The 11204-nt window shown below is 63.5% G+C and carries 11 protein-coding genes and 1 riboswitch; of the genes, 9 read left to right on the plus strand and 2 right to left on the minus strand.

Annotated features, from left to right (window positions below; translation table 11 throughout):
* Positions 1 to 13: 13 nt before the first annotated feature.
* Positions 14 to 1426: an MFS transporter gene (locus Y703_RS0115710; RefSeq protein ID WP_026553470.1), complete on the minus strand. Its 1413-nt coding sequence runs from the start codon at positions 1424 to 1426 to the stop codon at positions 14 to 16.
* Positions 1427 to 1646: 220 nt separating this feature from the next.
* On the opposite strand from Y703_RS0115710, the gene Y703_RS0115715 reads away from it, so the two are divergent.
* The 6 genes from Y703_RS0115715 to mnhG are packed head-to-tail and all read left to right on the plus strand — an operon-like array spanning position 1647 to position 7987.
* Positions 1647 to 4655 carry a Na+/H+ antiporter subunit A gene (locus tag Y703_RS0115715; RefSeq protein ID WP_026553471.1) on the plus strand — a complete coding sequence of 1003 codons (3009 nt, stop codon included), beginning with the start codon at positions 1647 to 1649 and terminating at the stop codon, positions 4653 to 4655.
* A complete protein-coding gene (locus Y703_RS0115720; RefSeq protein WP_026553472.1) occupies positions 4652 to 5146 on the plus strand; it encodes a Na(+)/H(+) antiporter subunit C in 495 nt (164 codons plus the stop codon). Before Y703_RS0115715 ends, Y703_RS0115720 begins: the two co-directional genes overlap by 4 nt.
* A complete protein-coding gene (locus Y703_RS0115725) occupies positions 5143 to 6753 on the plus strand; it encodes a Na+/H+ antiporter subunit D (RefSeq protein ID WP_026553473.1) in 1611 nt (536 codons plus the stop codon). Before Y703_RS0115720 ends, Y703_RS0115725 begins: the two co-directional genes overlap by 4 nt.
* Positions 6750 to 7334 carry a Na+/H+ antiporter subunit E gene (locus tag Y703_RS0115730; RefSeq protein WP_026553474.1) on the plus strand — a complete coding sequence of 195 codons (585 nt, stop codon included), beginning with the start codon at positions 6750 to 6752 and terminating at the stop codon, positions 7332 to 7334. Before Y703_RS0115725 ends, Y703_RS0115730 begins: the two co-directional genes overlap by 4 nt.
* Positions 7331 to 7588: an MrpF/PhaF family protein gene (locus Y703_RS0115735; RefSeq protein ID WP_026553475.1), complete on the plus strand. Its 258-nt coding sequence runs from the start codon at positions 7331 to 7333 to the stop codon at positions 7586 to 7588. Before Y703_RS0115730 ends, Y703_RS0115735 begins: the two co-directional genes overlap by 4 nt.
* Before the next feature lie 3 nt (positions 7589 to 7591).
* Complete coding sequence (gene mnhG / locus Y703_RS0115740; protein ID WP_026553476.1) at positions 7592 to 7987, plus strand: monovalent cation/H(+) antiporter subunit G; 396 nt, start codon at positions 7592 to 7594, stop codon at positions 7985 to 7987.
* A gap of 6 nt (positions 7988 to 7993) precedes the next feature.
* Here mnhG and Y703_RS0115745 read toward each other — a convergent pair whose 3' ends face one another.
* On the minus strand, positions 7994 to 8254 hold the full coding sequence (locus tag Y703_RS0115745; RefSeq protein WP_026553477.1) for a DUF4235 domain-containing protein: 261 nt from the start codon (positions 8252 to 8254) through the stop codon (positions 7994 to 7996).
* Between the two features lie 139 nt (positions 8255 to 8393).
* Positions 8394 to 8511: riboswitch (TPP riboswitch) on the plus strand.
* 66 nt (positions 8512 to 8577) lie between these two features.
* Between Y703_RS0115745 and Y703_RS0115750 the strand changes: the two genes are divergently transcribed.
* From Y703_RS0115750 to Y703_RS21760, 3 genes are all read left to right on the plus strand, one after another.
* On the plus strand, positions 8578 to 9195 hold the full coding sequence (locus Y703_RS0115750; RefSeq protein WP_026553478.1) for an ECF transporter S component: 618 nt from the start codon (positions 8578 to 8580) through the stop codon (positions 9193 to 9195).
* Between the two features lie 5 nt (positions 9196 to 9200).
* Positions 9201 to 10697 carry an ABC transporter ATP-binding protein gene (locus Y703_RS0115755; protein ID WP_026553479.1) on the plus strand — a complete coding sequence of 499 codons (1497 nt, stop codon included), beginning with the start codon at positions 9201 to 9203 and terminating at the stop codon, positions 10695 to 10697.
* The coding region (locus tag Y703_RS21760; RefSeq protein ID WP_162148905.1) for an energy-coupling factor transporter transmembrane component T family protein at positions 10694 to 11204 on the plus strand (511 nt) is incomplete at its 3' end. The genes Y703_RS0115755 and Y703_RS21760, both read left to right, overlap by 4 nt.

Consider the following 11204-nt stretch of genomic DNA (forward strand, 5'->3'; position numbering starts at 1 on the left):
TGAATTCTGGGCGCTAATAGGAGGGCGCGACGGCGGGAGCCACCTTCGCTGGCGGCTTCACCGGTAGCAGCACCAGAAGCCCGGCTAGCAGGACCACTAGGATGCCGATAATCCCGTATCGCTGTTCGCCGAAGATGGTGATCGAGGTGGCGAAGAGCGCTGGGGCCAGGAAGCTGACCGCGCGGCCCGTCGTGGCGTACAGGCCGAACAATTCGCCCTCCTGTCCGGCAGGAGCGAGCCGGGCAAGATAGGCTCGGGACGAGGCCTGAGCCGGGCCGACAAAGAGGGTAAGCATCAGGCCGAACACCCAGAACGTTGTATCACCGGTCCAGATGAAGCCCAGGAACTCGTGGGTTCCTGGGCCCAGGATCAGCACAGCCGAGCCGGCGATCAGCAGCCCGATCAATGAGATGACAATGACCCGTTTCGGCCCAGCTCTGTCATCCAGGAAGCCGCCGCCGACAGCTCCGACAGCGGCGATCAGGTTACCGGCGATGGCGAAGACGATCACCTCGCTAAGCGTGAAACCGAATGTGCCCGCAGCGATGATGCCGCCGAAGGTGAAAACCGCGGCCAACCCGTCACGGAAGACAGCACTGGCCAGCAGGAAAAAGATGGTGTGGGGGCTGGTGCGGTAGATGGCCTTGACCCGCCGGAACAGCAACCCGTAGGAAGCGAAAAACCCCAGTTGTGCGGATTTCGCCTTCCGCGGTACTTCCGGGACGGCGAACATCACTGGCACAGCAAACGCAAGGAACCAGAGGGCCGAGAACACCGCCACCAGCCGGATGTTCAGGCTATCGGTGGTGTCAGAGCCGAACCAGGTGAAGATCGGCTCAACAAACGCCACCAGCACCAGGACCAGGGCCACGATCCCCCCGACATAGCCCATGGCCCAGCCGAACCCGCTGATCCGGCCGATGCTGCGCGGGGTCGAGATCTGAGTCAGCATCGCGTTGTAGTTCACGCCGGCAAATTCGAAGAAGACGTTCGCCAACGCGATCAGGGCTACTCCCAGAAACAGGAACTCCGGTCGGGGGAAGACGAAAAAGCACAGCCCCGTCAGGACCGCCACCAGGAGGCTGTTCACGCCAAGCCAGAGTTTGCGTCGCCCGCCATTATCGGACCGTTGGCCGGTCACTGGGGCCAGGAACGCAATCAGCACGCCAGCGGTGGCAAGACCCCAGCCCAGCACCACCGACGCCCGATCTTCCCCACCGAACGCGTCGGTCGTCAGGTAGACGGTGAACACGAAGGTGGTCATGACGGCGTTGAAGGCGGCGGACCCCCAATCCCAGGAGGCCCACGCGAGGACCGGACGCGACAGCAGCCGGCCCGCACCAGCAGCAGTGCCCGGTGTCGGGACTTCCGGCCGGGCAGTTGGAAGTGGATGGGACGGCACCGGCTGGGGGGAATCCACGCTCATACGGTGAATGCTATCCCGCCACCACCTGTAGTGAAGTGAATAGTTTCAGTTGACCGCTTGAACGCGAGAAACCCGGCCGATATTCCGGGACCGGGCCAGCAGCCGCCCACGGCGTAATGCGGCACGTGGGCCAGTATTCCACGGGTAGAATAAATCGGAGCCCCTGACCGTCCGTGCTGGCAACAGCTGACCGTCTCATCTGAGAGATCAGGAGATCATCGTGCTAATCGTGCTCATCGCGTTGTTCGCGGTAGCCCTTGTCGCGCCCTTGATCTTCCGGCGACTCGGACGCTCGGCTTTCTATGTTCTCGCCGCAGTCCCGGCAGCGGCGTTCAGCTGGCTGATCATTACCTTCGACCAGTACACCGTTGAGGGCCAGAATCTCCTCGAGGGCCAGCCCAACGCACCGCCGTCGATAGTCATCCAGTGGATTCCGGGTCTGACTCTCGAGCTGGCTTTCCGGATGGATGCGCTGGCGGCGATACTCTCGCTCCTCATCCTCGGGATCGGTGCGCTGGTGCTGTTCTATTGCGCGCGGTACTTCAAACAGGACGAACCCAACATCGGGCCGTTTGGCGCCCAGCTGCTTGCCTTCGCCGGGGCCATGTTTGGTCTGGTCACCGCCAACGACATGATCCTGCTGTTCATCTTCTGGGAACTGACCACTGTCCTGTCCTACCTGCTGATCGGCTACTCCCGGCATCGCCTGGCGGCGCGGCGCGCTGCACTGCAGGCACTGATCGTGACTACCTTCGGCGGCCTCACCATGCTCGTGGGCATGATCATGCTGGGCCAAACCACCGGAACCTACCGGATCTCGGACATCATGGCCCAGTCCGAGTCGCTACTCTCCAACGGACTGGTGATCGACGTCGCCATTGGGCTGATCCTCGTGGGCGCCCTGACCAAGTCAGCCCTGGTGCCCTTCCACTTCTGGCTCCCCGGAGCAATGGCAGCACCCACCCCGGTCAGCGCCTACCTGCACGCAGCAGCGATGGTGAAAGCCGGCATCTATCTGGTTGCCCGTTTCGCACCGGGCTTCGCCGATGCCGCATCGTGGACGCCAATGGTGATGACCCTGGGACTTGCCACCATGCTCGTCGGCGGCTGGCGGGCCCTGCGGCAGCATGACCTGAAACTGATCCTCGCCTACGGGACGGTCAGCCAGCTCGGATTCCTCGTCATGGTGGTTGGACTGGGCGGGCCGGGTGGTGCGCTCGCTGGACTGGGCCTCCTCGTTGCCCACGGACTGTTCAAGGCCACCTTGTTCCTGGTGGTCGGCATTATCGACCACCAGGCGGGAACCCGCGACATCCGCAAGCTAGCGGGGATCCGCCGAACCGCCCCCGCGCTGGCGGTCATCGCGACCGTTGCTGCGGCCTCCATGGCTGGACTCCCGCCACTGCTGGGATTCGTCGCGAAGGAATCAGTCTTCGAGGCCTTCGTCCACCAGGCAGAAGTCGATCCCACTCCCATCGGGACCATTCTGCTCGTCGGCATAGTTGCTGGCTCGGCGCTCACCTTCGCCTATAGCGCCCGATTTGTCTGGGCCGGGTTCGCCTGCAAGGGCAACGAAGCGACCCCGTTCAAGCGGGTGGAGAAGTCATTCCTCTTCGCACCAGCGCTTCTCACGGTGTTCACCGTGGGACTCGGGCTCTGGCCCGCTCCGTTGGATTCCATCATCCAGCCCTACGTCACACTCTTCGAGGCCGACGGCGAGGAAAGCTACCTGGCCCTGTGGCATGGGTTTACTCCCGCACTGCTGCTATCAGTCGTTACCATCGCCGTGGGCGTGCTGTTGTTCTGGTTCCGGGCCACGGTGGAACTGACACAGTCAAAGGTGCCCTCGGTGGTCGATGCCGAGCGCGGCTACAAGTACACGATCGGGACCCTCGACGACGTGGCGGTCTGGATCACCGGGCGAACCCAGCGCGGTTCCCTGGCGTTCTACCTGTTCGTCATCCTGACCACGGCGATCATTACCCCCTTGACCGCAATCGTGTTCTTCGACGCACCGGTTCCGGATCGGTGGCACTACGCGGACTCACCAGCGCAGGTGGTGGCCGGCGTCGTCATCATCCTCGGCGCTCTCGCTGCCCTTCGTGCCACCAAGCGGTTCATGGCTGTGTTGATGGTGGGAGTGACCGGGTACGGTATGGCACTGATTTTCGCGTTGCAGGGCGCGCCCGACCTGGCGCTGACCCAGATGCTGGTGGAGACCATCGTCCTGGTCGCGTTTGTCCTCGCTCTGCGGTCCTTGCCAGCCCGGCTGTGGCACCGGGAACCCGGGCGGTACCGGTTGCTGCGTGCGGTGTTGGGCATCTCCTTCGGCCTGGTGATGGCGGCGATTGCCATGTCATCCATGGCGTCACGCGTCGCCAGCCCGGTGTCCCTTGCCTACCCCACGCTCGCTTATGACGACGGCGGCGGGGAGAACATTGTCAATGTCATCCTCGTCGACATCCGGGCCTGGGACACCTACGGCGAGATTTCGGTACTGGCCATCGCAGCCACCGGTATTGCAAGCCTGATCTTCATCCGCGGGCGCGGCGACACGCGCCAGCGCGCCGAGGGAGTGCAGTCCGGGACTGTCGACCGTGGACAGGAGCCCATTGCCGAGTTCGGTAGGGAAGCTGCAGCGTTGGACCTGGCGAAGAAATTCTCCTCGGTGTCCCGTGACGCCTGGCTGGTGGCGGGACGCACGCTGGCCCCCGAACGTCGGTCAATCATCTTCGAAGTGATCACCCGGCTGCTCTTCCACTCGATCATCATTTTCTCTGTCTACCTGCTGCTCGCCGGTCACAACCTGCCCGGCGGAGGATTCGCCGGCGGGCTGCTGGCTGGGTTGGCCCTGACCGTGAGGTACCTTGCGGGCGGACGATTCGAACTGGCGGAGGCGAGCCCGGTCAGCGCCGGGTTCCTGCTCGGGACAGGCTTGGCCACCGCCTCCCTGACCGCCGTCGTGCCGGTGTTCCTGGGCGGCCAGATCCTCCAGAGCGCCATCCTTGAATTCGCCCTGCCCGTGTTTGGTGACGTCAAGTTTGTCACCTCGACCATCTTCGACATCGGTGTTTATTTGGTAGTGGTGGGACTGGTCCTCGACGTGCTGCGCAGCCTGGGATCAGAGATTGACGAACGCAGCGAGGGCGGTGCCGGGTCCGGCGAGCTAGATGACATGCGGGCCCAACAAAGGCAACACACCGAGTCCGGCGAGGGAGTGGCCCAATGAGCGTCAATATCACCCTGCTGGTCGTCATGGCAGCTCTCTTTGCCGCTGGCATTTACCTGCTGCTGGAACGCAGTCTGACCCGGGTGCTGCTGGGTCTGATCCTGTTAGCCAATGGCGCCAATATTCTGCTGCTCTCCACGGGTGGCCGCGCTGGTGTAGCTCCCCTGTATTCGGAGGACATTCCTGCTGGTGACTATTCCGACCCGCTGCCCCAGGCATTGATCCTGACGTCCATTGTGATTTCCTTCGCCGTGACCTCGTTCATGCTGGGCATCATTTACCGGTCCTGGGTGCTGGGCCGGCGCGACGAGGTGCAGGACGATATGGAAGACCGCAGGGTGGCAAGCCAGGGCAGCTTCGACGCCGAAGACGACGGCGATGTGCCCGAAGAAACCACTGAATTCACCCCGCTCGAGGAAGCAGAAGAAGCTCCCGGATCCCAGAATGCAGGAATCATCGACCTTCCCGCCGACCCGAAGGAGCCACGGTGAATATCGTAAGCCTCGCGCCGCTGGCGGTAGTTCTGCCGTTCCTGGGCGCCGCACTCGCGTTCCTGCTGATCCGGCACTCCCGGTCGCAGCGCATGGTCAGCATCTCGACCCTCTGCATCACCCTGGTGCTGGAACTGTTCCTGTTGCAGAACGCTGCAGAGAACGGTGCGACTGCCGTATTTATCGGCGACTGGATGCCTCCGTTCGGCATCACGCTGGTAGTCGACCAGTTCTCAGCGCTGATGCTAGTCATCTCCACAACTGTCAGCCTGGCGGTCCTGGTCTATGCCACCGGGCAGGGTATCGCCGACAACGACGAGGATGGCCCGATCTCGATCTTCCATCCCACCTACCTGATCCTGGTGGGTGGAGTGTCGAATGCCTTCATGTCCGGTGACCTGTTCAATCTGTATGTGGGCTTTGAGATCCTCCTGACTGCAAGCTACGTCCTGATGACTCTGGGCGGGACCACTCAGCGAATCCGCGCAGGTGTCACCTATGTAGTGGTCAGCGTGGTGTCATCACTGCTATTCCTGATCGCGATCGGCATGATCTACGCTGCCACCGGCACCATCAACCTCGCGGACCTTGCAGTGAAACTGGGCGAGCTCGACGGATCAACACAGATGATGCTGCACCTGATGCTGTTGGTAGCCTTCGGCATCAAGGCCGCCGTGTTCCCGCTCTCCTTCTGGCTGCCGGATTCCTACCCGACTGCGCCGGCACCGGTAACTGCTGTGTTCGCCGGGCTGCTCACCAAGGTAGGCGTGTATGCGATGGTGCGCACCGAAACCCTCCTCTTCCCGGGGGACAGAATCAACACGCTGCTCATGGTGGTGGCAGTCCTGACTATGCTGGTAGGCATCCTGGGCGCCTTGGCGCAGTCCGACATCAAACGGATGCTTTCGTTCACCCTGGTCAGCCACATCGGGTTCATGGTCTTCGGGCTGGCGATTTCAACAGTGGTCGGTCTGAGCGCGGCGATCTTCTACGTGGCCCACCACATCACGGTACAGACCAGCCTTTTCCTGGTGACCGGCCTCATCGAACGCCGAGGCGGGACCGCCAACATGGACCGCCTCGGTGGGCTTGCGAAACTGTCACCCATATTGGCAGTGCTGTTCTTTATCCCTGCAATGAACCTGGCAGGGATCCCACCCTTCTCAGGATTCCTTGGAAAGCTTGGCATCCTGCAGGCTGGCGTCGAGCTGGGCACTCCGATGGCATACATTGCGGTCGCGGCCAGCGTTCTCACCAGCCTGCTGACCCTGCTGGCGATCGCTCGCGTCTGGAACCGTGCGTTCTGGCGCCGTCCGGAGGATGCCCTCCACCCGGATCCGATCCTGTTGGCCACCAAGGCCGACGGTTCAGCGGTCCGCACCTCGCGGCGCGTCAACGCCGAACCGACCGGCCGCTTCGCCGGACGCAAGCCGGTTAACCTGCTGCCACGCGCCATGGTGGGCCCAACCATGGGCCTCCTGGGGGTAGGCGTACTGCTCACCGTCCTCGCGGGTCCGCTCTTCGAGATCAGCGACAACGCGGCCCGCAACATGCTGGAGCGCACCGACTACATCGAAGCTGTCCTGGGTGAAGGGAGCGCGCCATGACGCGGGAACGAATACCGTTCATCACCGAGCTGCCCCTGATCATCTGGCTGGTGATCGTCTGGGGTGCCCTATGGCAGGACTTCAGCCCAGGCAATCTGATTTTTGGTGGCCTGATCGCCTACGCGGTGGCCAACCTCCTGTACCTGCCGCCGGTGGAACTCAGCGGCCGCTTCAATGTGCTCTACGCCGTGCCCTTTGTCGGGCGGTTCATCTACAAGCTGGTGGTGGCGAGCTTCGAAGTGTTCTGGCTATCGCTGACCCGCGGTCCGCGGCTGGTCAACGCCGTCGTCGCTGTGCAACTGCGCAGCCAGTCCGACCTGTTGGTGACCACCACCGGGCATGCCTTGTCCCTGATCCCGGGGTCGCTGGTCATTGAGGTGGACCGTTCCACCTCGACGCTTTACCTGCACTGCCTGAACATCGAGACACCCGGGGACGCTGCGAAAATTCGTTCCGATGTGCGAGCCACCGAGGCCTGGCTGATCAGGATTATGGGGACCAGAGATGACCTAGCGCTATTGCAGACCGAGGATCGTTTTGCCCAGGAAAACGACAACCGTGAGGGAGGGGTCAGCAAATGACCGTGGCAGTCATTGTGGTGGGTCTGCTCCTTGGGCTGGCGTCCCTGTGCGCCCTCTACCGGATAGCCCGCGGGCCCTCGATTCTGGACAGGGTACTGGCCATCGACGTGCTGCTGGCCACCATCGGCGGGGCACTCGCCGTCGACATGGCAGTCAACCGGCACCTGGACAATGTGGTGCTCCTGGTCGCCATCTCGGTGATTGGATTCATCGGTTCAGTCACCGTGGCACGCTTCGTGACGGACAGGAAGTAAGACGTGAACGACACTGTGATTGATGTCCTGACCGCCATCTGCCTGCTCGGCGGGGCGCTGATGTCCGTGGCCGCTGGCGTTGGGCTCCTCCGGTTCCCTGACCTGTTGGCCAGGATGCACGCGGCGACCAAACCGCAGGTGCTCGGACTGCTGTTGTTCCTGCTCGCGATAGGGTTGCAGATGCGCAGTTGGGTGTTGGTCCCGGTTCTGATGGTCTGCTGGATTTTCATGCTCCTGACAGTCCCGGTGTCGGCGCACATGGTCGGCCGTGCGGGTTACCGCACCAAACACATGCGGCGTGATCTGCTCAGCATGGATGAGCTTGACGAAGTGGTGGAGAAGGCAGCAAACAAAAGGGCGCCCGACCGGAATCCGACCGAACGCCCCGACGAAACCTAGCAGCGCTTACGTGAGGTCGCGGGTCTTCGCGAACCGGTTGGCAGCGCGCTGCGTGGTGCGGTTGGTGAGTACCTGCAGCACCGCACGGACCGCTCCGGAGATCAGGGCGAATGCGATGGCGGAACGCAGGCTGTTTTCCAGGCCATCCTCGTCCTTCGGCGACGCTTTGCCGGTGGTCTTGTGCCAAATGAAGTCCACTAGCTTGGCGCCCACAATTCCGGCGCCGAGGCTCAATGCGACGCCCAGCAGTTTCATAAGCTGATTCATGGTTTCTCCTTCGATGGTGGCTCTTTTTCCAAGCCTAGCGTTTCCCTTCGATTACTTTAGACGCACCATCCGTCCCAGTGACCCGCAGCGCATCGTTGTGGTTGGCAGGAACTGCGCAGGTGTAGTGTTGATATTGCTAAACATACGACAGGGGAGCGCAGTTCATCCAGGTGAACGGGCGCTGAGAGTGCGGACTGCCGCAGACCCTCGAACCTGATCCGGCTAGTACCGGCGAAGGGAGTCGAGTATCTCAGGGTGCCCGGCCAGTGGCATTGCTGCGGGCCGGATTGCCCTCCCCTCCTGCACCCCAGGAGGAATTCATCATGGCTTCACCAATTGCACCAACTCAAAACACTCAGTCACTCAGTGACCGCTACCAATGGCGGGTCGTCGATATTGTCGTCGCCTCAGTGGTGGCAGTGGCCGTCGGGGTGGTGTTCTTCGCCTGGTCCGCTGGCTACACCGGTATCGCAGCGCTCACCGGCGCCTTCCCGCCCTTGGCTGGACTCTATACGGGCGGCTGGCTGATCGCCGGTGTCCTCGGCGGCCTCATCATCAGGAAACCCGGAGCAGCCATCTACTGCGAGGTGCTCGCGGCAGCCGTTTCGGCGCTCCTTGGCACCCAGTTTGGGTTGACCACGCTCCTGTCGGGGGCCATCCAGGGGCTGGGCGCCGAGCTCATTTTCCTCCTGTTCCTTTACCGCAGGTGGAACCTTGGGGTGGCTCTGCTCGCGGGACTCGGGGCCGGGCTTTCCCTTGCGATCAGCGAAAACATCCTCTACAACGCACTGTGGACGTTTGAGTGGCAACTGTTGTACGTGGTGTTCGCCGCCATCTCGGGCGTGGTCATAGCGGGTCTGGTCTCATGGCTTGCAGTCCGGGCGTTGGCTAAGACAGGAGTACTGTCGGCCTTCGCCTCCGGACGAACCGCTGACGTCTAGCCGGTATGACTGAGCGAGGCAGGACGACGTCGGCCGTCAGCATCAGCGCCCAGGGCTGGAGTTGGCGTCATGCTGGGCGCAAAGCCCCAGCAGTCAGGGACATCGACCTGGCGGTGGCACCCGGTGAACGGGTGCTCCTGTTGGGCGCCTCGGGCTCAGGAAAGTCGACGCTCCTGCACGGGCTCGTCGGGGTCCTTGGGGATGACGGGCAGGGCGAACAGCACGGGTCCCTCACCCTTGACGGCCGCCCGCCCGGGGAAGCACGCGGGCGTGCAGGACTGGTCCTTCAGGACCCCGACACCCAGATCGTCCTGGCCCGGGTGGGTGACGAGGTGGCCTTCGGCGCCGAAAATCAGGCGGTTCCCCGGGCAAAGATCTGGGAGCGCGTCCGGCGGGCACTCGACGACGTCGGGCTGGACGTCCCGCTGGACCGCTCCACCAGTGCACTCTCCGGCGGGCAGAAGCAGCGCCTGGCGCTCGCTGCTGTCCTGGCGATGCAGCCCGGCTTGCTGCTGCTCGATGAACCGACAGCCAACCTCGACCCGGCTGGCGTGCTGGAGGTGAGGGACGCCGTCGTGCGCGTTCTGGACCGCACGGGGGCCACCTTCGTGGTGGTGGAACACCGGGTGGCCGTCTGGGCCGATGTGGTTGATCGGGTGGTGGTGCTGGCGTCTGACGGCGGCGTCCTCGCCGATGGTCCACCGGACACGGTGCTGACGCATTCTGCGACCCGCGCCCGGTTGGCGGAGGCAGGAGTATGGATCCCGGGCCATCAGCCACCGGTTCCCTCCCTCCTGCCTACGCCCGGGGGCATGCTCCTGTCCGCCCGTGAGCTCTCCGTCGCCAGGACCAAGCGGGGGCCAACGGTGCTCGACGACGTCGACGTCACCGTGAATGCTGGCTCTTCCCTGGGGATTGTTGGCCCCAATGGGGGAGGCAAATCCACGCTCGCGTTGACGCTGGCTGGTCTGTTGCCAGCGCGCGGCGGGATCCTGGATGCCGCACCGGCGCTGGCCCGCGGCGCGGGCAGCAATCCGCACTCCTGGAAGTCGGCGCAGCTGGTCACCCGGATGGGGACAGTCTTTCAGGAACCCGAGCACCAGTTCCTGACCAACCAGGTCATCGATGAACTGGAGTTTGGGCCGCGACGGATGGAAGGCAGTGACGAGGCGGCGGTCCGACGGCGGGTGGATCCCCTTGCCGAGCGGCTGAGGCTGACCTCCCTGCTGCAGGCCAACCCGTACACCCTCTCCGGCGGGGAAAAGCGACGGTTGTCAGTGGCAACGATGTTGGCAACCGATCCGGACATCCTGGTCCTGGACGAGCCCACCTTCGGGCAAGATGCCAATACCTGGGCCGAGCTGGTGGCGCTGCTGGCCGAGCTGATTCACAACGGTGGCAGCCTCCTGGCGGTCACCCATGACCAGGAATTCACCGAGGCGTTGGGCAGCCGCCTGCTGCGGGTCGCCGACGGTCAGGCTGTCTTTGAGGTAGCGCCGTGAGCGTTGATGTATTGACGCCCCAGCTCACTGGGCGCCTGCTACCGCGGGCGAATCCGCTCTCCAAGTTGTTCGCCGCGGTGCTGGTGACGGTGGTGGTGATGCTCAGCATCGACTGGGTGAGCGCCGCCGTCGTTCTGGGAAGCGAATTGCTGCTGCTTCCGCTGCTGGGGATCAGCGCCTGGCAGCTGCTCCGACGGACCTGGCCGCTGGTGTTGGCGGCGGTGGTCGCAGCCTACGGCACTGCACTGCTGGCAGAGAAAACCGGCGCAGTCCTGCTGGAATTCGGGCCGATCCTTTTTACCCAGGACTCTGTGAACTCGGGGATCGCGATTGGGCTGCGTGGGTTGGCCATCGCGCTTCCCGGCATCTTTCTGCTTACCACCACTGATCCAACTGACCTGGCCGACGCGCTGGCGCAAAAGCTACGGATGCCGCACCGGTTCGTGCTGGGCGCCCTTGCTGGTTTGCGGCTGGTGGGGCTGCTGGTCGATGAGTGGCGGACGCTGG

The sequence above is a fragment of the Arthrobacter sp. H20 genome, from assembly GCF_000520515.1.
Taxonomy (GTDB): domain Bacteria; phylum Actinomycetota; class Actinomycetes; order Actinomycetales; family Micrococcaceae; genus Arthrobacter_D.

Bases quoted from the DNA above. Each gene is read 5' to 3' on its own strand.
- Y703_RS0115750 (WP_026553478.1), top strand. From the start codon at position 8,578: ATGGCTTCACCAATTGCACCAACTCAAAACACTCAGTCACTCAGTGAC.
- Y703_RS0115735 (WP_026553475.1), top strand. From the start codon at position 7,331: ATGACCGTGGCAGTCATTGTGGTGGGTCTGCTCCTTGGGCTGGCGTCC.
- Y703_RS0115755 (WP_026553479.1), top strand. From the start codon at position 9,201: ATGACTGAGCGAGGCAGGACGACGTCGGCCGTCAGCATCAGCGCCCAG.
- Y703_RS0115720 (WP_026553472.1), top strand. From the start codon at position 4,652: ATGAGCGTCAATATCACCCTGCTGGTCGTCATGGCAGCTCTCTTTGCC.
- Y703_RS0115730 (WP_026553474.1), top strand. From the start codon at position 6,750: ATGACGCGGGAACGAATACCGTTCATCACCGAGCTGCCCCTGATCATC.
- Y703_RS0115710 (WP_026553470.1), bottom strand. From the start codon at position 1,426: ATGAGCGTGGATTCCCCCCAGCCGGTGCCGTCCCATCCACTTCCAACT.
- Y703_RS0115745 (WP_026553477.1), bottom strand. From the start codon at position 8,254: ATGAATCAGCTTATGAAACTGCTGGGCGTCGCATTGAGCCTCGGCGCC.